This is a genomic window from Brachybacterium massiliense, from assembly GCF_900184245.1.
GTDB lineage: Bacteria > Actinomycetota > Actinomycetes > Actinomycetales > Dermabacteraceae > Brachybacterium > Brachybacterium massiliense.
In genome coordinates this window covers 198,572-219,813 of sequence record NZ_FXXB01000007.1, presented here as the reverse complement: position 1 = coordinate 219,813, position 21,242 = coordinate 198,572, and the positions used below count along the sequence as shown (strand labels likewise).

The following is a 21,242-nucleotide window of genomic DNA, read 5'->3' as shown; positions in this document are numbered from 1 at the left end:
GACATCCCTTCCGTGCCCCGCCCCGCCGTTCTGCGGAGCGCCGACCAGCCCGTATCTTGGTCGCTCGACGGCGTGCATTTTGCCGATCCGAGTTCCTGACCGAGTAGTCTTGCGCCAGGACCCGCGCACGAGCTCGAGATCGATGAGGTGCGCGCGCTCCCCGACGTTCGCAGTGAAAGGTCGCACGCCCCATGAACGGATCCACGGAGCAACAGCCCGCGGGCGACCAGGACGCCACGGAGCTGCTGACTCCGGCTGAGGTCGCCAAGATGTTCCATGTCGATCCCAAGACGGTCACCCGCTGGGCTCAGGCCGGCAAGCTGACGTACATGCGCACCCTCGGCGGGCACCGCCGGTACCGGCGCGACGAGGTCGTCGAGCTCCTCCAGGACAGCACCAAGGACGAGTGAGCACCGACCCGATCCTGGGAGAGGGATACGTCGCCCATCGCCTGGAGCTCGGCGAGGACGAGGAAGGCCCTCTGATCGCGACGCTCCTCCACCGCGAATCCGCCGACGGGACACCGGGCTCGGTGGGGGCCGACGATGAGAAGCCCCCGATCCTGCTGATGCACGGCTGGTCGGACTACATCTTCCACCGCGACCTGATGGAGCACCTCGGGCAGCGCGGGCACGATGTGTGGGGGCTGGACCTGCGCAAGTACGGCCGCAGTCTGCTGCCCGGACAGACCGCCACGGCGGTGGACCATCTGAACCGCTACGACCAGGAGATCGGCGCGTCCCTGCGCATCATCGGGCGGGAGCGGCCGCCGATTCTGCTGGCGCACTCCACGGGCGGACTGATCGCGGCGCTGTGGGCCCAGCGCCATCCCGGCACGGTGCGCGGCCTCGCGCTGAACTCGCCCTGGCTCGAGATGCACCTGGGGCCGGTCAGCCGCTCGCTCGCCGAGGCCCCCGTGCGCCTGCTCGCGGACCGGCTCAGGGAGCGGCCGATCCTCCCCGTCGGCAGCGATCACTTCGCCCGCAGCACGCACCGGGACTACGGGGGCTCCTACGACTACGACCTCTCCCTGAAGCCGCCCGGCGGGCACCGCCTGCCCGCCTCGACCCTCGCGGCGATCATCGAGGGGCAGAGCCGCCTGGCCGCAGCCGGACCCCTCAGCATCCCGGTGCTCGTGCTGCACTCGGCACGCAGCCGCTTCGGGTCCCGCTTCAGCGAGGAGATGCGGCGTGCGGACTCCGTGCTCGACGTGAAGTCCCTGGCCGTGGCCGCCGCAGGGCTCGGGCACCAGGTGCGGATCGAAGCGGTCGAGGGCGCCCGCCACGACGTCTTCCTCTCGGATGCGGACGCGCGCTCGCGCGCGGTGGCCTTCCTGGACGACTGGTTGGAGTCACCGGCACTGGGAGCCCCTACGATGACAGCATCCGCCGCCGAGCACGGCGGCTCCGTGCCGGAGAGGCCTGGGAAGGAGGAGCCGGATGACCGCGGATCCGCGTGAGGTGCGCCGCCATGCCGCCGCACTGCGCCGCGCCGCGGACCGGCTCACGATCCTGCGCCTGCGGCTGGCCAACGGGCTCACCGAGCTCGCCCGAGCCCCGGACCCCTCGGTGCGCGCGGTGGGGGAGCAGGCCCACGAGCGCTGGACCCTCGAGCAGTACCCAGAGCTGGGCCGTATCGCGCGCGGCCTGCGCACGAGCGCCAAGCAGCTCGACGCCGTGGCGCTCGGCGCGGAGCGCAGCAGCGGCCGACGCCTGGGCGGCTACGCCGGTGCGGGCTTCCTCGGCCGCGGCGACGACGCCCACCGCCATGTCGAGGAGGTCGCCGCCTTCGTGGGCACCGAGCACGGTGCGAGCATCGGCGGGTTCCCCCTGATGCCCAGCCTCGACGAGGGGCTGCTCGCCCACCCGTCCCACACCCTGGGGATCGAGACCCCCGACTACGACGAGCAGGGCTGAGCCCGCGCCGCCGGCCGCCTCAGCGCGCCCTCCGCGCCGGTGCGGTCGTGAACGCGGCCGCGGTCGCGATCCCGCCGCACACCAGGGGCACCAGCAGCATCGTCACCAGCAGCAGGAGCATCGCGGAGGCCGCCTGCGCCGATCCCACGCCCAGCGCGACCAGCGCCGCGCCGCCCACCGCCTCTGTCACCCCCGCGCCGCCGGGGGTCAGCGGCACCAGCGACAGCACCCGGCCCAGCGCGAAGATCGCCACCGTCAGCAGCAGCGGCACCTCGGCGCCGACCGCCTCGATCGCCAGCAGCAGCGCTCCCCACTGCAGCAGCCGAGCGCCCGCGGTGGGCAGCGTGAGCGCCGCCGCACGATGCCGCAGCACCTCCACCACGGAGTCCCGGATCCGGAGGATCTGGGCGGCGATGTGCTCGGGAACGCTCTGCCCGCTGTGGGCCAGCAGCCACGTCAGCACCGAGCGGCGCAGCAGCAGCGCGGTCGCCGCCAGGGCGAGCAGCGCGCCGAGCACCGCGAGCAGCGCCGCCCAGAGCGCCCCCGGCAGCGCGATCCCGGCCGGTGCCAGGCTGGAGCTCAGCGCGTAGGCGCCCAGCCCGATCACCGGGATCAGCACCGAGGTGAGCGCCATCTCCACCAGGGAGGCGGCCATGATCCCGGTGAGGATGACAGACAGCGCGAGACCGGCGCGGCGCAGGATCCAGCCCATCAGCGTCAGGCCCAGGATCGACCCGCCGGGCACGGCGAGGGCCGTCGCGCTCGAGGCCGCATGCCCCTGCAGCGCCGGCGACCAGCGGGAGCCCGGCAGAGCGGCACGCACGGTGAGCGACTCCAGCAGCAGCGCACCGACGCCGAGCAGCGCCATCGCGGGCACCGCCCACAGCGGCAGGGACGAGAAGGCGCCGGCGATCTCGCCCCAGCTCGCGCCGGTGGCCCAGGGCAGGGCCCAGGCCAGCAGGGCGATCACCAGCAGCGCGGAGACCAGCTGGGCCACGACCTTGCCCGCGGTGGCGCGGGGCGGTCGCTCCGCGTCGAGATCGGCCATCTCCTCGGCGAGCCAATCCTCGCCGGACGGTGCGGCGCCGGCCTGCTCTGGGCGTGCCGAGGACGGGGAGCGCGGAGAGTCGGGGGAACCGGGGGACGCCTCTGACATGCGGTGATTCTCGCATGGCACGGGCCGAGCGCCCGCTGTGAGGCGCGTGCCGGCCGCCGCCGGACGGAAGTGGGCAGGCGCGGGGCGGGACGCGAGCGGGGAGGGGAACTGTCGATCCGTCCACACCGCGGGGCGCACAGGCACCTGCTGTCGGTGCGCGTGCCTATCCTGGAGGCCTCATGAGCTCACTCTTCGACGATCTCTCGCTGCCCGACGCCTTCCGCCGCCTCGACGGGGTGAGGGTCAACCCTGTCGGCTCCCCGTCGGCGCGCGATGACCGGCGCGACCGCCCCGAGGAGCCGCCGCTGCCCGAGGCTCCGCCCGAGGAGGACGAGCCGCCCTACGACGAGGCGCCGCCCTTCGACGAGGCGCTCGCGGACGCGGAGAGCCCCGTTCCCGAGCCCCCGGCGGATCACACCCCGTCCCCTTCGACGAGGCGCTCGCGGACGCGGAGAGCCCCGTTCCCGAGCCCCCGGCGGATCACACCCACGCCCCGCACCCCGCCGAGCAGCCGTGGCACCGGAGCCCTGTGGCGCCGCCGCCCGGTCTCGAGGAGCTCACCGACGGACTGAACCCCGCGCAGCGGGAGGCGGTCGAGCATCGGGGCAGCCCGCTGCTGATCGTCGCCGGCGCCGGCTCGGGCAAGACCCGCGTGCTCACCCGCCGCATCGCGCACCTGCTGCGCTCGGGCGAGGCGATGCCCGGCGAGATCCTCGCGATCACCTTCACCAACAAGGCCGCGGCCGAGATGCGCGAGCGCGTGGGCGAGCTGGTGGGCCCCGTCGCGCGCAGCATGTGGGTCTCCACCTTCCACAGCGCCTGCGTGAGGATCCTGCGCCGCGACGCCGCGGCGGCCGGGCTCAAGAGCTCCTTCACCATCTATGACAGCGCCGACTCCCTGCGCCTGATCACCACGATCGCCAAGGACCTCGAGCTGGACACCAAGAAGCATGCGCCGCGCGCGCTGGCCTCGCGGATCTCGACCCTCAAGAACGACCTCGTGGATCCGATCGACTTCGCCGACCAGGCCGAGAGCGCGAAGAACCCCTTCGAGCGCACCCTCGCGCGGATCTACACCAACTACACCGAGCGGCTGCGTCAGGCCAATGCGGTGGACTTCGACGACCTGATCGGGCTGACCGTCACCCTGCTGCGGGAGAACCCCGCGATCCGCGAGGGCTACCGTCGGCGCTTCCGTCACCTGCTGGTGGACGAGTACCAGGACACCAACACCGCCCAGTACCAGCTGGTGCGGGAGCTGGTGGGTGATGATCCGCGCGCCGACCTGACCGTGGTGGGCGACTCCGACCAGTCGATCTACGCCTTCCGCGGCGCGACCATCCGCAACATCGTCGAATTCGAGCAGGACTTCCCCACGGCTCGCACCATCGTGCTCGAGCAGAACTACCGCTCGACCCAGAACATCCTCAGCGCCGCGAACTCCGTGATCGAGGAGAATTCCGGGCGCCGCAAGAAGAACCTGTGGACCGACCAGGGGGCGGGCGAGAAGATCACCCTCTACGTCGCGGACGATGAGAAGGCCGAGGCCCGCTACATCGGCCGCCAGATCGACGCGCTCGTGGACGACGGCCGCAGCGCGGGGGAGATCGCGATCTTCTACCGCGCCAACGCCCAGTCCCGCGCGCTCGAGGACCAGCTGATCCGCATCGGGCTGCCGTACCGCGTGGTGGGCGGCACCCGCTTCTACGAGCGCCGCGAGATCAAGGACGCGATCGCCTATCTGCAGGTGCTCGCCAACCCGGCCGACGAGATCAACCTGCGCCGCATCCTCAACGTCCCCAAGCGGGGCATCGGCGACCGTGCCGAGGCCGCGATCGCGATGCTCGCCGAGCGCGAGCGGATCGGCTTCGGCGACGCGCTGCGCCGCGCCGACGAGGCCCCCGGCATCGCCACCCGCTCGCTGAACGCTGTGCGCACCTTCGTGGCGATGCTCGAGGACCTCCAGGAGATGGCCGAGAAGGGCGAGGGGCCCGCCGAGCTGCTCGAGGCGATCCTCACCCGCTCCGGCTACTACGCCGAGCTGCAGGGCAGCGATGACCCGCAGGACGAGTCCCGCCTGGAGAACCTCGCCGAGCTGATCAGCGTCGCCGCCGAGTTCGAGGCCCAGATCGAGGAGGCCGACGCCGTCGCGAGCGAGCTCGAGGACGAGGACGATCAGGAGGACTCCGCGCCCGGTGCCGACATCGCCCCCGATGCCGCGCTGCGCGCCCCGGACGATCCGGAGGCGAGCCTCGTGGACCGCTTCCTGGAGAAGGTCTCCCTGGTGGCCGACGCCGACCAGCTCCCCGGCGAGGAGGACCAGTTCGTCACCCTGATGACGCTGCACACGGCCAAGGGGCTCGAGTTCCCGGTCGTGTTCCTCACCGGGATGGAGGACGGCACCTTCCCCCACAACCGCACCCTCGGCGATCCCGAGGAGCTCCAGGAGGAGCGGCGCCTGGCCTACGTGGGCATCACCCGTGCGCGGGAGAAGCTCTACCTGACCCGTTCCCAGATGCGCGCCACCTGGGGGCAGACCCAGTTCATGCCCGCCAGCCGCTTCCTCGACGAGGTTCCCGAGGCCGTGCTCGACGTGGCCCGCGCCGGCTCGAGCCTCAGCGGTGCCGGCTTCGGCGGGTACAGCGGGAGCGCGGGCGGCTCCGACGGCTATGGCTCGCAGCGGGGGCCCTCGTTCAGCGGCGGCATCGGCGGGGGGCGCAGCGACATCAAGCGCCCCAGCTTCGGCTCGGGCCGCAAGGCCACCCCCACCGAGAAGCTGCCCCAGCTCGTGGTCGGCGACCGCATCACCCATGACTCCTTCGGGATGGGTACGGTCACCGAGGTCGCCGGTCAGGGGGACAAGACCCAGATCGAGGTGCAGTTCCGGGCCCCGCACGGGACCAAGCGCCTGGTGCTGCGGTACGCCGCGGTCACGAAGCTCTGAGCCGACCTCCCGGCTCAGGGGGCGACCCGTGGACAGCGGTGATCCATGCCCGGGTCGTCCCCGCGAGGGCGACGGTCATCGGGTCACCGTGATCAGGGCGCGCGCCCCGCGCTCCATCTCGACGAAGGAGTGGTTCACGGCGGTGTAGGTGCCGGGCTCGTCGAAGACCAGCTCGACGAACCCGCCCTGCGCCGCCGCGAGATCCAGGGCCTGGGAGCCGCCACGGTTCTCATTGTCCGGGCGCAGCAAGTACTCGCCCTCCTTGAACACGGTGTCGAACACGCCGCCCACCACATGGAAGGAGATCCCGCGCGACGGGCCGGCGGCGAGCACCCACAGGCGCACCCGTTCCCCGACACGGGCCTCGAGCGGGGCATGCACGTACTGGTTCGCGTGCCCGTTGAAGACGGTGAGGTCCGGGCGCTCGGCCGCGAGCTTCGCGGGGCTCACCGGGAGCGCCTCGCCCTCGGCGACGTCCTCCGCACCGGGCGCGCCCGCGGGCACCAGGTAGTGGTCGGACTGGACCAGCACGTACTCGCGGTCCACGTCGGCCAGCACCGCAGGCGGCACGATCAGCGCCCCCACCATCCCGGCTGCCAGGTGCACGCTCATCGGCATGGTCGAGCAGTGGTACAGCCAGATGCCCGCATGCTCGGTGGTGATCGAGTACTCGAGGCTCTCGCCCGGTGGGATCGTGCGCATCACCTCGTCCGGGGAGACGGTGCCGGCGTGCAGGTCCAGCGAATGCCCCATCGAGCCGCTGTTGACCAGGTCGACGGTGAGGCGAGCACCGAGCTCGGAGCGGATCACCGGCCCCACCACCGCGCCGCCGAAGGTCATCGCCTGCATGCTCACCTCGGGGGCGAGCTCGACGTCGACCTCGGTGATCTCGAGCGTCAGGCGCTGCTCCGGCCCGGCGCTCGGCGGCAGCAGCGCCTCGCGCCGCTGATGAGCGGGGCCGGGGGCGGCCTGCAGGTCCGCAGGGACGCGGGCGAGCTCGTCCCCGGCGCTGCCGGTGCTCTGCCCCGCCTGATGACTGGAATGCTCGGCGCCGAGGGCGCTGACGCGCAGGGTCATCCCCATCGCGCGGTGCCCCACGATCGAGCACCAGCCGTCCAGATCGTGCCCGATGACCCCGGCCTCCACCGTGGCGGTCTGCCCGGGCTGGAGCCGTCCCGAGGAGACGCCGCTGGCGAGCACCAGGTCGTGGACATCGTAGGGGTCGTCGTTGCGCAGCTCGATCACCAGCTGATCCCCGGCGGGGACCTCGAGCAGATCGGGGGAGAAGCGCATCTCCGCCATGCTCACCGTGAGCGTGGTGGTCTTCCCGGTGGGTGTCACGGCGGCAGTCCCGCCGCCCGTGGCACCGGCGCCGGAATCCGGGACCGATCCCTGCGAGCGGTCCAGCGCGGAGCCCAGCGCGGTCACCCCCAGCACGGAGCCGAGGCCCAGCAGCGCCCCGGTCAGCGCGCGGCGATCCATCGTCCCGGCGCTGCGCGGCTCCGGCCCGGCAGGGGAGGGCGCGGTGCGGATGGGTTCGGCCGGTGCGGAGGTGCGCGGCGGACCGACCGGAAGGCTCGCCCCGGTCGCGGCCGGGGCGTCGGCGGCCGACGGCGACGGTCCCAGCGGCAGCGAGCCCGCCCCGCGCGGGGCGGCGCCCTCCTCGCCGCGCGGCGACGCCGCCGGATCCGGCGCGGGACGGAGGCCGGGCATGGGCAGCTCGACCCCGCGCAACCGGATGCTCGCCCGGATCGCGAGGCCCATCAGCACCGGGAAGCACAGCAGTGCCGCGAAGGCCAGCAGGGAGAGCGCCACCCGTGAGAGGGAGCCGAAGGCCGAGACGTCGGCGGTGCCCAGGGTGAGCGCGGCGAAGAGCGCCGCAGAGGTCCCAGACCCGATCTCGGCGAGCACCCACAGTGCGAGCACCAGGTTGTAGGTGACCACCCTCAGCACGGCGAAACGGCTCATGATCTCGAGCGCCGCCTTCGTCGAGCGGGGGCCGCCGCGCATCGTCACCGGCAGCAGATAGCTCATCGCCCCCAGCAGCACCTGCAGCAGGAAGCCCGCGACCAGCGGGACCGTGAGCTGCTGGATGTCCGCAGCGACCAGCGAGCTGGCCAGCTGGGCATCCGCCGAGCGCCACCACATCACCAGCAGACCGAGCACCGCCACCGCGAACCAGACCACGCCGGAGGCGATGGACAGCACGGGGAACAGCGGCAGCGGCACCCTGCGCTCCTGACGTGCCGAGCGGGCGCTGAACCGCACCAGGGTCACCGCCACCCAGACGAAGCTGCCGAGATAGGCGAGCAGGAAGGCGCAGCCCAGCAGCCGCGAGCCGAGCAGCGCACCGGCGCTCGCTCCGAGCACCGCCAGCAGCATCCCCAGCAGCCCGCCCGCCGCCCGCCGTGCCGCGGCCAGCTCGATCCGGGTGCGCAGCACGGTGGGCCACAGGGTCAGCAGGGTGCCGGTGACGGTCACGCCCACGAAGCCGAGGACGTTCACCAGCTGATGGGCGAGCAGCAGGCGGCCCTGCCAGGGCTCGCCCGGGCTGAAGGACATCACCGCGCCGAGGGTCGAGCCGACGGGCAGCAGGCAGGCGGCGCCGATGTACGCCTTCACCGTGAACTCGAAGCGCGGCGCGATCGCCGCCTGCACCTGCGCGCCCAGCGCGGCCGCGTACCAGACCAGCGCGGCGGAGACCATCAGCGCTCCGACCACCACCACCCAGGGCCAGGACGGCAGCATGCCCGCGATCGTGACCACCACGCCGAGGGTCAGCAGGCGGATGCGGGCGAGCTGACGGGGCCGGGACTCCTCGCCCAGGCGCGTCTTCAGCAGCGCCTCGGTGAAGTGCTGCCCCCACACCATGATCGAAGTGGTGATCAGGCCCAGCGTCACCATGTGCACCAGCAGCCAGCGGGACTGCGGGATCCACTGATGGGTGAGCACCACCACGATCAGGGCGGCCATCCACAGGGAGACGGGCCGTGAGGCACGACGGTGCCAGGAGCTGCGACCGGTGGGGGAGTCCGCTCGCGAAGAGCGGGACGACGCAGCGGGACGGGAGGGCTCGGGCATGACCACCTCGGCAGGAGGCTCGGCCGGGTCAGGAGGGCCGGTCGGGCCGGGACAGGGACCGTCCCAGCCTAGGACCGCCCCGCCACGGGGCCTCCGCCGGAAGTCCCTGCGACGTGGACGTCGCACCCGGGGGAGCCCGGACGTCGCGGGACCGGGAGGTCAGTCGCGGGGAGCGGGATCATGCTCCCGCTCCTCGCGCGCCCGCCGCGACTGCGCGTAGACGCCGCTGGCGAAGCTGATCACCACGATCACACCGACGATGATCAGCACCGTGGTGAACGGGATCGGGATGCCCGCGGCAGCGAGCACGCCCCAGATGATGAACAGCGACAGACCGATCAGCAGGGCGTCGCGCAGCGCGCGCATGATCCTCGGGACGATGTTGGCGGCGCTCACCCGTCGGCTCGCGACGGTGTAGTACGCGGCGGCATCACGGCGCAGCCGGTCCCCGTCGAGCCCGGGCCGCTCGGCAGTCGCGGTGCGCGGCCGGGAGCCCTCGGGGCTCCGACGCTCGGAGCCTTCGGAGCGCTCCGTGCGCTCACCGCCGCCGGGTCGCGCCTCCCGGTCACGGGGTGCAGCGCGCTCGACGCGATCGCGACGGTCCGCCCGCTCCTCGTGCTCCGGCTGCCCGTCCTCTCGTCGGCCCTCCTCGAGCGCCCGCCCGGCGGCGCGCACGTAGTCCCCGGCGCGGCTGGAGGCACGACCGGCCGCGTCCCGGGCCTCGGGCGCCTGTTTGCGCACGGTGTTCCGTGCGGCCTTCGCGTAGGTCTTCCAGTCGGCCATCGTCTCCCTCGACTCTCTCGGCTCAGCGGCGCTCGCCGCGGTGCGGATCCCGGCGCGGCTCGCCGCGGCGCTCGTCGTCACGGCGCCCGGCAAAGCGCTCGTCGTCCCGGCGCTCGCGGAACGAGTCGTCCTCGCGGAAGCGGATGTCGCCGCCGCCGCGGCCCTGGCGCTCGGGCTTCGGGTGCTTCGCGCGGTAGTCGTTGTAGTAGGACAGGCCCACGTTCAGCGCGAGCGTGATCCCCACCGACAGGGCGAAGCCCGCGAAGGTCGAGCGCACCCCGAGCAGGCGCAGCACGATGAACAGCACGCCGATCGCGATCACGCTGAACCCGATGTGATCACGCACGCGCTGGACCAGGCCGCGGGGTCGTCGATTCATCCCGCCATGGTAGACGCCGCACCTGGGCGCGGCTCGTGCGGCGGGGCGGGCGATCGCGGCGCCGACGCGCCGTCCGCTCCGGCCGACCTCGCAGGACGGTACGCACGAGCGAGTGAGACTCCCCGCACACCGCTCGCACTGGCACGCCCGGTGCCGCAGAAGCGATACCCTGACCGTGTTCCCAGGGGTGGCATAGAGGCCAGTGCGGCCTGCCGCCCACTGCCGACATCGAGAGGAAATGCACCCCGTGGACCTGTATGAGTACCAGGCCCGCGATCTCTTCGAGAAGCACGGCGTGCCCGTGCTCGGAGGAGTCGTCGCGGAGGATCCTGCCACTGCCAAGGCCGGTGCCGAGCAGCTCGGCACCCCGGTCGTCGTCGTCAAGGCCCAGGTCAAGACCGGTGGTCGTGGCAAGGCCGGTGGCGTGAAGGTCGCCAAGTCCCCCGAGGAGGCGGAGCAGAAGGCCTCCGAGATCCTCGGCATGGACATCAAGGGCCACACCGTGCATCGCGTCATGGTCGCCGCCGGTGCGGACATCGCCGAGGAGTACTACTTCTCGCTGCTGCTGGACCGCGCCAACCGCAACTACCTGGCCATGTGCTCGGTCGAGGGCGGCATGGAGATCGAGCAGCTCGCCGTCGAGCGCCCCGAGGCCCTCGCCCGCGTGGCCGTCGACCCCAACGTCGGCATCGACGCGGCCAAGGCCAAGGAGATCGTCGAGGCGGCGAAGTTCGACGCCGAGACCGGCGCGAAGGTCGCCCCCGTGCTCGAGAAGCTCTGGGACGTCTACCGCGAGGAGGACGCCACCCTGGTCGAGGTGAACCCGCTGGTCAAGACCGGCGCCGGTGACATTGTCGCCCTGGACGGCAAGATCACCCTCGACGACAACGCCGTCTTCCGCCAGGAGGGCCACGCCGACCTGGTCGACGTCGCCTCCGAGGACCCGCTGGAGACCAAGGCCAAGGCCCTGGACCTCAACTACGTCAAGCTCGACGGCGAGGTCGGCATCATCGGCAACGGCGCGGGCCTGGTCATGTCCACCCTCGACGTGGTCGCCTACGCCGGTGAATCCCACGGCGTGAAGCCCGCGAACTTCCTCGACATCGGCGGCGGCGCCTCCGCCGAGGTGATGGCCAACGGCCTCGACGTCATCCTCGGCGACGAGCAGGTCTCCGCCGTGTTCGTCAACGTGTTCGGCGGCATCACCGCGTGCGACGCGGTCGCCAACGGCATCGTCGGCGCGCTGAAGAAGCTCGGCGACACCGCGACCAAGCCGCTCGTGGTCCGCCTCGACGGAAACAACGTCGAGGAGGGTCGCAGGATCCTCGCGGACTTCGCCCACCCCCTCGTCACCCAGGCCGACACCATGGACGGCGGCGCCGCGAAGGTCGCCGAGCTCGCCGCCGCAGGAAAGTGAGCAGCACCCGACATGTCTATCTTTCTCGATGAGAACAGCAAGGTCATCGTCCAGGGCATGACGGGCTCGGAGGGCATGAAGCACTCCCAGCGCATGCTCGACTCCGGCACGAACATCGTCGGCGGCGTGAACCCCCGCAAGGCCGGCCAGTCCGTCGCCTTCGAGGGCGGCACCGAGGTGCCCGTCTTCGGCAGCGTCAAGGAGGCCATGGAGGCCACCGGCGCGAACGTCTCGGTGGTCTTCGTGCCGCCGAAGTTCGCCAAGTCCGCCGCGCTCGAAGCGATCGACGCCGAGATCGAGCTCCTGGTGATCATCACCGAGGGCATCCCGGTCAAGGACTCCGCCGAGTTCTTCAACTACTCGCAGGAGAAGGGATCCACCCGCATCATCGGGCCGAACTGCCCGGGCCTGATCAGCCCCGGCAAGTCCAACGCGGGCATCACCCCCTCCAACATCACCGGTGCGGGCAAGCTCGGCCTGGTCTCCAAGTCGGGCACCCTGACCTACCAGATGATGTACGAGCTCTCCGACATCGGCTTCACCACCGCCATCGGCATCGGCGGCGACCCGGTCATCGGCACCACCCACATCGACGCCCTCGAGGCGTTCGAGAACGATCCGGAGACCGCCGGCATCGTGATGATCGGCGAGATCGGCGGCGACGCCGAGGAGCGCGCCGCGGAGTACATCAAGGCGCACGTGACCAAGCCGGTCGTGGGCTACGTCGCGGGCTTCACCGCCCCCGAGGGCAAGACCATGGGCCACGCCGGCGCCATCGTCTCCGGCTCCGCGGGCACCGCCCAGGCCAAGAAGGAGGCCCTCGAGGCCGCCGGCGTCAAGGTGGGCAAGACCCCCACCGAGACCGCTGACCTGATGCGCGAGATCATCAAGGGTCTCTGACCGGTCCCTGAGCCGATGCCCTGGTCCCCGTCACGGGGGCCAGGGCATCGTGCGTGCCGGACGCCCAGGGCGAAAACCGGCGTGAGCGTCCGGGGCGCCGACTAAGCTGGACCGAGACCACTGCGCAGCCACCGAGGAGGGCACGTGTCCGGAGATCTCATCGACACCACAGAGATGTACCTGAAGACGGTGTTCGAGCTCCACGAGGCGGGCATCGCCCCCATGCGCGCCCGCATCGCCGAGCGGCTCGGGCACTCCGGCCCCACTGTCTCCCAGACCGTCGCCCGGATGGAGCGCGACGGGCTGCTCTACCTCGACGACCAGCGCCGCATCCGCCTCACGGACGAGGGCAAGGCCGTGGCGACCGACGTGATGCGCAAGCACCGCCTCGCCGAGCGCCACCTGCTGGACGTGATCGGGCTGGACTACGCCCACGTCCACGAGGAGGCGTGCCGCTGGGAGCACGTGATGAGCCTCGAGGTCGAGAAGCGCCTGGCGCAGAAGATGGAGCCGCCCTACCTGGACCCCTACGGCAACCCGATCCCCGGGCTCGACGCCCTCGGGATCGAGGAGAGCCAGGCCACCGCTGCGGGTAAAGACCCCTCCAACCCGACCCGCGGGCTGAGCGAGGCGATTGCCGACGGCGAGAGCCGGCAAGTGCGTCTCGAGCGCATCGGCGAGCGGGTCCAGAGCGATGTCGCACTCCTCGGCGAACTCGCACGTCACGGAATCTTCCACGGGGTCACGATGGGCGTCGAGCGGGTGGCGGACAGCTTCGTGCTGCGCGGCCCCGCCGGGGGAGAGGTCTCCCTCTCCGACGCCATGGCGGACCAGCTCCATGTGACCGAGCTCCGCGCCGGGTAAAGGCTCCGTCAAGCTCTCCCCAGGACCTTCCTGTCATCCTGACCCACGGGGTGCCCGGCCACTATGGTCGAGGGCGTGCCACGGCGTGAAGAGCCGTGGCATTCCCCCCGGAGAGCCCCACGCGCACCGGATCGGGATGCGAGAGATCGTTGATGCGCGAGGGCAGTGCCCGGGGCTGGGAGCCACCACGTGTCGAAGACTGCGAACAACACTCACCGCCGCGCCATGCGCACGGTGACCCCTGTGACCCGCGCAGGCCGCGCCGGGGCAGGAGCCGCGATGGCCGCCGCGATGCTGTTCGGCGGAGCCTCCGCCGCGACCGCCGAGCCGCAGGCCGATGCACCCCAGGCCGACAGCGCTCCCGCCGCTCTGGCCCCCGTCGTCGCACCGGCCGTGGGCATTCCCGCCGTCGAGATCGCCGAGGACGAGGAGGCCGAGCCCGCGCTCGCCCCCGTCGCCGGTGCGATCTCCGTCGAGGTCGGCCCCACCGAGGAGGAGATCGCCGCGGCCGAGGCCGCTGAGCGCGAGGCCGCCGAGCGCGCCGCCGCCGAGGAGGCCTCCGAGCAGGAGAGCACCGAGAGCACCCAGACCCGCGAGGACAGCTCCTCCTCCCGCTCCGGTGAGCGCTCGAACTCCCAGGGCCAGAGCTCCTCCTCGCAGAGCGAGAGCTCCTCCGGCGAGTCCGAGCAGAGCTCCGCTCCCGCACCGTCCGCCGCCAAGGGCGGGTCCATCCTGGCCACCGCGCGCTCCGGCATCGGCACCCCGTACGTCTACGGCGGCACCTCCCCGTCCGGCTGGGACTGCTCCGGCTTCGTGCAGTGGGTTTACGCCCAGCACGGCATCAACCTGCCCCGCGGCGCCGCCGGCCAGGCCGCCGCCGGCACCGTCATCCCGCGTTCCGAGGCCCGCCCCGGCGACCTCGTCTACAAGCCCGGCCACATCGGCATCTACGCCGGCGGCAACCAGTTCGTCGACGCCGGCAACAGCCGCGTGGACACCAGCGAGCGCAACATCTACTCCGGCAGCTGGACCTTCATCCGCATCTGAGGTCCCGCGCCCTTCGGCCCCGCATCACCTCGGTGGTGCGGGGCCGCTCCCATTCCTGGCGCAGGAGCCGGCGGTACCGTGTCCCCGTGTCCTCCGTTCGAGATGTTCTCGCCGTCGCCCTGCTCTGCGCGGCCACGCTGCTCGGCGCGCTCTGGCTGCCGGCCACCTGGATCCATGACCATGTGGTCGAGCGAGACGGATTCCTCGCCGTCACCGCGCCGCTCGCGGAGGATCCCGAGTTCCAGCGCACCCTGAGCGACAGCGCCGTCGAGACGATCCTCGAGGAGAGCCGCCTGCCCGGCTGGGCCCAGGAGCGGCTGACCCCGCTCGCCGAGGAGCAGGCCTCGAAGCTCACCGGCACCGACGTGTACGGCACGATGTGGGAGGCCACCATGGCCGAGCTGCACGGCGCGCTGTTCTCGCCCGGCCCGTCCGAGCTGGAGGTGGACCTCGGCCCGGCGATCGATCGGATCCTCAGCCCGGTCGAGGAGGTGCTGCCCTTCGGGATCCCGCGGCCGGAGGACGCCACCGTCACCGTGGCCACGATCCCCGATGTGCCGCTGCTGCCGGCCGTCTCGGCACTCACGCCCTGGGCCACCTGGGCAGGGCCCGCCGCGCTCGTCCTCGCGGTGCTCGCGCTGCTGCTGGCCTCGCACCGGCGCGTCATGCTGACCCTCGCGGGCCTGGGAGGGCTCGCCGCGGGAGGGGCGGTGTGGTGGCTGGGCCGGGAGATCGAGACCGTCGTGCCCGACTCGATCGACCAGGCGGCGTTCCTGGGCCCGATCGTGCAGGTCTTCGAGGAGCACTTCCGGACCGCGATGACCACCCAGGGAGTGCTCCTGCTCGGGGCCGGCGCCCTGGTGACCGCCGTGGGGCTGGTGCTGGTGGGCCTGCGCCGACGCTCCTGAGCGAGGGCGGGGCTCAACGGGCCGACGGGACCGGCCGGGCCGGCGGAGCAGGCGGGGTCAGAGCATCTCGAGCCGCTCGAAGGCGGTGACGATCCCGTGCTCGAGCGGACCGGGCACCGCCACGCCCCCGGCCGCCTCGAGCACCGCGGGCACGGCGCCCTGGATCGCGATCGCGGTGCCGGCCGCGCCCAGCATCCCCAGATCGTTCATCCCGTCCCCGATCCCCACGGTCGCGGCCTGGTCTATGCCCAGGTGCGCGGCGACGGCCGCGACGCCGTCGGCCTTGTCCACCGCGAGCAGATGCAGCTCGCCGGAGCTCGCATCGCCCGTGATCGAGTTCGGCAGCGCCCCGATCTCGGGACCGATCTCCTGGGCGAGCTGCTCGATCGGGAGCGGGGAGCCCCACAGGGAGATCTTCGCGAAGGAGCGGGAGGCGAGGTCCTCGGGCAGCTCGATCGCGTCCAGCAGGTCCTGCAGGCCGTTGCCCACGCCGTCCTCCGGCAGGGCGGGACGTACCCGGGCGTGCAGCTCGCGCGCCGAGCGGGGAGTGCACAGCAGCGCCTCCGGCGTCTCGAGGGTGAAGGGGACCTCGTGGCGCTGCAGCACCTCGACCGCGCGGCGGCCCAGCTCCTCGGGGAAGCGCTCGTCCTTCAGCAGCTGCTCACCCACCTGGATCCAGCCTCCCGCGGAGGCGACGACGCCGTCGAACAGGGCGGCCACCTCAGGGGCCACGATCGAGTTCGGGCGCCCGGTGCACAGCAGGATCACGTGCCCGTTCGCGCGGGCCCGCTCGACGGCCTCGGCATGCGCGCGCGGCGCCACTCCGCGATGCGCGAAGGTGCCGTCGAAATCGATGAACACACAGCGGCGATCGGCCACGGATGCCCCCTCTTCCCTGCAGATGACTCGGAGCCACCAGCCTAGGCGAGTCCGGCCCGTCGATCCGCCGCGGCTCAGCTGCTCGCAGGCACGGCGCCGGCGGGATCGGCAGGACGGCTCCCGAAGCGGTGCCGGGTGCCGCTCCTCAGCGCCGCCGGTGCAGGCTCACCAGCACCGAGACGGTCACCTCCGAGTCACCGGTCAGCAGGGTGTGCAGCGCCTGCTCGTCCACGTGGCGGGCGCTCGGTGTCATCGCCACCAGGTCCCGTGCAGTGAGGGCGTCGAGAGCGAGGCCGAAGCGCACCTCGGTGGTGCGGACCGTGGAGAAGAGCGGATCCAGCGCCTGCGCCAGCCGTTCCTCCTTGCGGGGATCCAGGCCCACCATCCCGGGCACCGCTGTGCGCAGCTGCGCGAGGTGATCGGGGGCGGGGCGCACCACCAGCAGGTGACCGCCCGGGGCGAGCACCCGCGCGAACTCCTCGGGATTGCGCGGCGCGAACACGTCCAGCACCAGATCGGCCGAGCCGTCGGCAAGGGGGAAGCGGGCGAACACGTCCCAGCTGGCCGCCGCGGCCCGCTCATGGGCACGGGCGGCGAAGCGCAGGGCCCGCACCGAGGTGTCCACCCCCAGCCCGTGGGCGTCCACGCGCTCGTCGAGCAGACCGGCGAGGTAGTAGCCGGTGCCGCCGCCGATGTCGAGGATGCGGCACACCCCCGCCGGGGCGGTCTGCGTGATCGCCTCCCGCAGCGGCGCATAGGCGCCGGTGGCCAGGAAGCTGTCCCGTGCCCGGGCCATTGCGTCATCATCGCCGCTGGTGGGAGAGGTGCCGGCGAGAAGCGGGAGGTAGCCGGAGCGGGCCAGGTCGAAGGAATGGCGGTGCGGGCAGCGCAGGGTGCGCTCGGTCAGCGCGAGCGGGTCGCCGCAGTGCGGGCAGCGCAGGCTGTCCAGCCAGGGCAGCAGCGCCGGGGGCGCGGGGCGGGAGGCGGGCGAGGACACAGGGATCAGGGTACGCGCGGCGGCAGAACCCGGCCGCTCAGGCCCCCAGGTACTGCTTCAGGTGCTGACCGGTGAGGGTCGTGGCGTCGGCGACGAGCTCGGCGGGGGAGCCCTCGAACACGACGCGCCCGCCGTCGGCGCCCGCGCCGGGACCGAGATCGATGAGGTGATCGGCGTGGGCCATCACGGCCTGATGGTGCTCGATGACGACCACCGTCTTCCCCGCGTCCACCAGCCGGTCCAGCAGCGCCAGCAGCTGGTCCACGTCCGCCAGGTGCAGGCCGGTGGTCGGCTCGTCCAGCACGTAGATCCCGCCCTTGTCCCCCATGTGGGTGGCGAGCTTCAGGCGCTGGCGCTCGCCGCCGGAGAGCGTGGTCAGGGGCTGGCCGATGGTGAGATAGCCCAGCCCCACGTCCTCGAGGTGGCCCAGCAGCTTCGCGGCCGCGGGCACCTTCGTCTCCGCGGCGGAGAACAGCTCGCGGGCCCGGGCCACGGAGAGGTCCAGCACCTCGGCGATGTCCTTGCCGCCGAAGCGGTGCTCGAGCACGTCGGTCCGGAACCGCCGGCCCTCGCACTCCTCGCACGGGGTCGCGACGGTCTCCATGAAGCCCAGCTCGGTGTAGATCATGCCCGCGCCCTTGCAGGCCGGGCAGGCGCCCTCGGAGTTGTTCGAGAACAGCGCGGGCTTGACCCCGTTCGCCTTCGCGAAGGCCTTGCGGATCGGCTCGAGCAGCCCGGTGTAGGTCGCCGGGTTCGAACGGCGCGAGCCGCGGATCGGCGCCTGGTCCACCACGATCGCGCCGGCGTCCTTCGGCATGGAGGAGTGCACCAGCGAGCTCTTGCCGGAGCCGGCCACCCCGGTGACCACGGTCAGCACGCCGAGCGGGATGTCGACGTCCACCGAGCGCAGGTTGTGCTGGTCGGCGCCGCGGATCTCGAGGTACCCGCTGGGGCGTCGCACGCTCTCGCGCAAGGAGGTGCGGCGATCCAGGTGCTGCCCGGTGAGGGTGTCCGAGCGCCGAAGCCCCTCGAGGTCGCCCTGGTAGCCGATGGTGCCGCCGTCGGCTCCGGCGCGCGGGCCCAGGTCCACCACGTGATCCGCGATCGCGATGGTCTCGGGCTTGTGCTCGACCACCAGCACGGTGTTCCCCTTGTCCCGCAGCTCCTCCAGCAGGGCATTCATCGTGGAGATGTCATGGGGGTGCAGCCCGATCGTCGGCTCGTCGAAGACGTAGGTGACATCCGTCAGCGCGGAGCCGAGGTGGCGGATCATGCGGGTGCGCTGCGACTCACCGCCCGAGAGGGTCGAGGAGGGACGGTCCAGGGAGAGGTAGCCCAGGCCGATCCGGGTGAAGGCACCCAGCAACGCGGAGAGGTTCTGCAGCAGCGGCGCGACCTGTGCGGAGCTGCTGCGCGCGCTCAGGGCGTCGATCCACTCGGCGAGCTCGGAGATCTGCATCGTGCAGGCGTCGGCGATCGAGACGCCGTCGATGCGGGAGGTGCGGGCGTGCTCGGCCAGGCGGGTGCCCTCGCAGTCGGGGCACACGATGAAGGTCACCGCCCGGTCCACGAAGGCCCGGATGTGGGGCTGCATCGAGTCGCGGTCCTTGGACAGCATCGACTTCTGGATCTTCGGGATCAGGCCCTCGTAGGTCATGTTCGCCCCGTCGATCTTCACCTTCGTGGGCTCGCGGTACAGGAAGTCGTGGAGCTGGCGCTTGGTGAAGGAGCGGATGGGCTTGTCCGCGGGGAAGAAGCCCGAGGAGATGAACAGCTTCTCGTACCAGCCGCCGGCCGAGTAGCCGGGCACCAGGAACGGTCCCTCCTGCAGGGACTTCTCCTCGTCGTACAGCTGGGTGAGGTCCAGATCGGTGACCTGCCCCATCCCCTCGCAGCGCGGGCACATCCCGCCCACCCGGGTGAAGGTGGTCTTCTCAGCGATGGTCTTCGCGCCCTTCTGCACGGTCATCGCCCCGGCGGCGCTCACGCTGGGCACGTTGAAGGAGTAGGCACCCGGACCGCCCGCGCTCGGCTGGGCGAGCTTCGAGAACAGGGAGCGCAGGTGCGCGTTCGCGTCGGTGACGGTGCCGACGGTCGAGCGGACGTTCGCGCCCATCCGCTCCTGGTCCACGATGATCGCCGTGGTCAGCCCGTCCAGGGAGTCCACATCGGGGCGGGCCAGCTGCGGCATGAAGCCCTGCACGAAGGAGCTGTAGGTCTCGTTGATCATCCGCTGCGACTCCGCGGCGATCGTGCCGAACACCAGCGAGCTCTTGCCCGAACCGGAGACCCCGGTGAAGACGGTCAGGCGGCGCTTGGGCAGATCCAGCGAGATGTCGCGCAGGTTGTTCTCCCGGGCGCCGCGCACCCGGATCAGGTCGTGGGCATCGGCGGGATGGGATGCAGAGGACATCGGGCGGCTCCTCGGGGGGCGCGACGGGGCGCGGGGCGTCCGCGCGGGCGCGGGGCGTCCGCGCCCGGGACATTCTGCCACCCTCCCCGCCCACCCGGACTAGCCTGGCCCGATGACCGACGTGACGCATTACGACATCGCCCTGATCGGCTCGGGCTCGGCGAACTCCTTCCCCGGGCCGGAGTTCGCCGGCCGCAGCATCGTGCAGATCGATAGGGGAGTGGGACCGGACCACGTGTTCGGCGGGACCTGCCTGAATCTCGGCTGCATCCCCACCAAGATGTTCGTGCACACCGCGAACCTGGCGCACACGCCCGCCGAGTCGGCGCGGTTCGGGGTCACCGAGCAGCTGCGCCACGTGGACTGGCCGGCGATCCGTGGCCGCATCTTCGGGCGGATCGACCCGATCACCGCGGGCGGCGAGCAGTACCGCGCCGAGCACGAGGACAACGCGAACCTCACCCTGCTGCGCGGCACCGCGCGCTTCCTGGACCGCCGCACGCTGCAGGTCAGCGGCCACGACGGCTCCGAACGCACGATCAGCGCCGACACCATCGTGCTGGGCGCGGGCTCACGGCCCGTGCTGCCCGAGATCGACGGTCTCGCCGAGGCCCGCCCGCACACCTCCGACACGATCATGAGAATCGCCCAGCTGCCCGCCTCCCTCGCGATCCTCGGCTCCGGCGTGATCGCGGTGGAGATGGCGCACATCTTCGCCTCGCTCGGCGTGGAGGTCACCCTGATCGCCCGCTCCGCGCAGCTGCTGCGCGCCGCGGATGCGGACGTCTCGGCGCGGCTGACCGAGATCCTCGGCGATCGGCTCCGGCTCGAGACCGAGCTGTCCACCACCTCCGTGCGCCGCACCGGCGAGGGGATCGAGCTGCGCGGACTGCGCGACGGCGCCGGGGTGAGGGTGCAGGCCGAGGAGCTGCTGGTCGCCGTCGGCCGCCGCCCCAACTCCGATCTGCTGGACGTCGCCGCGGCCGGGATCGACACCGCCGAGGACGGCCGGGTGCGGGTCGACGAGCATCAGCGCGTGCTCGGCGCGGGAGAGGTGCTCGAGGGACTGTGGGCCTTCGGCGACCTCTCGAGCGCCGAGCAGCTCAAGCACGTCGCCAACCACGAGCAGCGGATCGTGCGCCACAACATCCTCCACCCCGAGCAGCTGCGCCGCTCGGACACCATGCCCATCCCCAGCGGGGTGTTCACGCACCCGCAGATCGCCTGGGTGGGCCTCGACGAGGAGTCCGCGCGCCGCAGCGGCCGGCGTGTGAAGGTCGCGGTCCAGGAGTACGCCTCGATCGCCTACGGCTGGGCGATGGAGGACTCCACCGGCTTCGCGAAGATCATCGCGGACGCCGAGACCACCGAGATCCTCGGCGCGCACCTGATCGGACCGGAGGCCACGACCCTGGTCCAGCTGCTGATCCAGGCGATGAGCACCGGTCAGACCGCACGGGACATCGCGACCACCCAGTACTGGATCCACCCGGCCATGCCGGAGCTGATCGAGAACGCGCTGCTGCAGCTGATCGACTGACGACACGGTGCGCGGGGC

The 21,242-nt window shown here is 72.1% G+C and carries 18 protein-coding genes; 11 read left to right on the top strand and 7 right to left on the bottom strand.

Annotation, left to right across the window (positions count from 1 at the left end; all coding sequences use genetic code 11):
- Positions 1 to 191: 191 nt before the first annotated feature.
- From BN4251_RS07665 to BN4251_RS07655, 3 genes are read left to right on the top strand one after another with little or no spacing between them, the layout of a single operon-like run.
- Positions 192 to 410, top strand: a complete 219-nt coding sequence (locus tag BN4251_RS07665) for a BldC family transcriptional regulator (RefSeq protein WP_087484528.1) — start codon at positions 192 to 194, stop codon at positions 408 to 410.
- A complete protein-coding gene (locus BN4251_RS07660) occupies positions 407 to 1,459 on the top strand; it encodes an alpha/beta hydrolase (RefSeq protein ID WP_087484527.1) in 1,053 nt (350 codons plus the stop codon). The genes BN4251_RS07665 and BN4251_RS07660 overlap by 4 nt, the downstream gene beginning before the upstream one ends.
- Entirely contained in the window at positions 1,440 to 1,916 is a 477-nt protein-coding gene (locus tag BN4251_RS07655) for a hypothetical protein (protein WP_087484526.1), read from the top strand. The genes BN4251_RS07660 and BN4251_RS07655 overlap by 20 nt, the downstream gene beginning before the upstream one ends.
- A 19-nt stretch (positions 1,917 to 1,935) precedes the next feature.
- On the opposite strand, the gene BN4251_RS07650 is transcribed toward BN4251_RS07655, so the two are convergent.
- Positions 1,936 to 3,072 (bottom strand): lysylphosphatidylglycerol synthase domain-containing protein, encoded by a 1,137-nt coding sequence (locus tag BN4251_RS07650; protein ID WP_245810248.1) that lies wholly within the window; start codon positions 3,070 to 3,072, stop codon positions 1,936 to 1,938.
- 179 nt (positions 3,073 to 3,251) lie between these two features.
- Between BN4251_RS07650 and BN4251_RS18465 the strand changes: the two genes are divergently transcribed.
- Both BN4251_RS18465 and BN4251_RS07645 read left to right on the top strand, forming a co-directional pair.
- Positions 3,252 to 3,644, top strand: a complete 393-nt coding sequence (locus BN4251_RS18465) for a hypothetical protein (protein WP_212647599.1) — start codon at positions 3,252 to 3,254, stop codon at positions 3,642 to 3,644.
- Positions 3,602 to 6,016, top strand: a complete 2,415-nt coding sequence (locus tag BN4251_RS07645) for a UvrD-helicase domain-containing protein (protein WP_212647598.1) — start codon at positions 3,602 to 3,604, stop codon at positions 6,014 to 6,016. Before BN4251_RS18465 ends, BN4251_RS07645 begins: the two co-directional genes overlap by 43 nt.
- 75 nt (positions 6,017 to 6,091) lie before the next feature.
- On the opposite strand, the gene BN4251_RS07640 is transcribed toward BN4251_RS07645, so the two are convergent.
- The 3 genes from BN4251_RS07640 to BN4251_RS07630 form a co-directional block, all read right to left on the bottom strand.
- Positions 6,092 to 9,097, bottom strand: coding sequence for a multicopper oxidase domain-containing protein (locus BN4251_RS07640; protein ID WP_087484524.1), 3,006 nt, complete (start codon positions 9,095 to 9,097; stop codon positions 6,092 to 6,094).
- A 159-nt stretch (positions 9,098 to 9,256) separates the two neighbouring features.
- On the bottom strand, positions 9,257 to 9,880 hold the full coding sequence (locus BN4251_RS07635) for a hypothetical protein (RefSeq protein WP_087484952.1): 624 nt from the start codon (positions 9,878 to 9,880) through the stop codon (positions 9,257 to 9,259).
- Positions 9,881 to 9,902: 22 nt separating this feature from the next.
- Positions 9,903 to 10,259: a hypothetical protein gene (locus tag BN4251_RS07630; protein WP_245810247.1), complete on the bottom strand. Its 357-nt coding sequence runs from the start codon at positions 10,257 to 10,259 to the stop codon at positions 9,903 to 9,905.
- A gap of 247 nt (positions 10,260 to 10,506) precedes the next feature.
- Between BN4251_RS07630 and sucC the strand changes: the two genes are divergently transcribed.
- From sucC to BN4251_RS07605, 5 genes are all read left to right on the top strand, one after another.
- Positions 10,507 to 11,676: an ADP-forming succinate--CoA ligase subunit beta gene (gene sucC / locus BN4251_RS07625; protein WP_087484951.1), complete on the top strand. Its 1,170-nt coding sequence runs from the start codon at positions 10,507 to 10,509 to the stop codon at positions 11,674 to 11,676.
- 12 nt (positions 11,677 to 11,688) lie between these two features.
- Complete coding sequence (gene sucD / locus BN4251_RS07620) at positions 11,689 to 12,576, top strand: succinate--CoA ligase subunit alpha (protein ID WP_087484523.1); 888 nt, start codon at positions 11,689 to 11,691, stop codon at positions 12,574 to 12,576.
- Between the two features lie 144 nt (positions 12,577 to 12,720).
- Positions 12,721 to 13,440, top strand: coding sequence for a metal-dependent transcriptional regulator (locus BN4251_RS07615; RefSeq protein ID WP_087484522.1), 720 nt, complete (start codon positions 12,721 to 12,723; stop codon positions 13,438 to 13,440).
- Positions 13,441 to 13,629: 189 nt separating this feature from the next.
- Entirely contained in the window at positions 13,630 to 14,487 is an 858-nt protein-coding gene (locus tag BN4251_RS07610; RefSeq protein ID WP_170931880.1) for a C40 family peptidase, read from the top strand.
- Between the two features lie 86 nt (positions 14,488 to 14,573).
- Entirely contained in the window at positions 14,574 to 15,395 is an 822-nt protein-coding gene (locus BN4251_RS07605; protein WP_087484521.1) for a hypothetical protein, read from the top strand.
- Between the two features lie 57 nt (positions 15,396 to 15,452).
- On the opposite strand, the gene BN4251_RS07600 is transcribed toward BN4251_RS07605, so the two are convergent.
- From BN4251_RS07600 to BN4251_RS07590, 3 genes are all read right to left on the bottom strand, one after another.
- A complete protein-coding gene (locus BN4251_RS07600) occupies positions 15,453 to 16,274 on the bottom strand; it encodes an HAD hydrolase family protein (protein ID WP_087484520.1) in 822 nt (273 codons plus the stop codon).
- Between the two features lie 145 nt (positions 16,275 to 16,419).
- On the bottom strand, positions 16,420 to 17,271 hold the full coding sequence (locus BN4251_RS07595) for a putative RNA methyltransferase (protein ID WP_087484519.1): 852 nt from the start codon (positions 17,269 to 17,271) through the stop codon (positions 16,420 to 16,422).
- 37 nt (positions 17,272 to 17,308) lie between these two features.
- Positions 17,309 to 19,684, bottom strand: a complete 2,376-nt coding sequence (locus BN4251_RS07590; RefSeq protein ID WP_087484518.1) for an ATP-binding cassette domain-containing protein — start codon at positions 19,682 to 19,684, stop codon at positions 17,309 to 17,311.
- A 112-nt stretch (positions 19,685 to 19,796) separates the two neighbouring features.
- Here BN4251_RS07590 and BN4251_RS07585 point away from each other — a divergent pair, with 112 nt between their 5' ends.
- Positions 19,797 to 21,224: a mycothione reductase gene (locus tag BN4251_RS07585; protein ID WP_087484517.1), complete on the top strand. Its 1,428-nt coding sequence runs from the start codon at positions 19,797 to 19,799 to the stop codon at positions 21,222 to 21,224.
- Positions 21,225 to 21,242: the final 18 nt, after the last annotated feature.

Bases quoted from the DNA above. Each gene is read 5' to 3' on its own strand.
- BN4251_RS07635 (WP_087484952.1), bottom strand. From the start codon at position 9,880: ATGGCCGACTGGAAGACCTACGCGAAGGCCGCACGGAACACCGTGCGC.
- sucD (WP_087484523.1), top strand. From the start codon at position 11,689: ATGTCTATCTTTCTCGATGAGAACAGCAAGGTCATCGTCCAGGGCATG.
- BN4251_RS07590 (WP_087484518.1), bottom strand. From the start codon at position 19,684: ATGTCCTCTGCATCCCATCCCGCCGATGCCCACGACCTGATCCGGGTG.
- BN4251_RS18465 (WP_212647599.1), top strand. From the start codon at position 3,252: ATGAGCTCACTCTTCGACGATCTCTCGCTGCCCGACGCCTTCCGCCGC.
- BN4251_RS07655 (WP_087484526.1), top strand. From the start codon at position 1,440: ATGACCGCGGATCCGCGTGAGGTGCGCCGCCATGCCGCCGCACTGCGC.
- BN4251_RS07640 (WP_087484524.1), bottom strand. From the start codon at position 9,097: ATGCCCGAGCCCTCCCGTCCCGCTGCGTCGTCCCGCTCTTCGCGAGCG.
- BN4251_RS07665 (WP_087484528.1), top strand. From the start codon at position 192: ATGAACGGATCCACGGAGCAACAGCCCGCGGGCGACCAGGACGCCACG.
- BN4251_RS07630 (WP_245810247.1), bottom strand. From the start codon at position 10,259: ATGAATCGACGACCCCGCGGCCTGGTCCAGCGCGTGCGTGATCACATC.
- BN4251_RS07585 (WP_087484517.1), top strand. From the start codon at position 19,797: ATGACCGACGTGACGCATTACGACATCGCCCTGATCGGCTCGGGCTCG.
- BN4251_RS07650 (WP_245810248.1), bottom strand. From the start codon at position 3,072: ATGTCAGAGGCGTCCCCCGGTTCCCCCGACTCTCCGCGCTCCCCGTCC.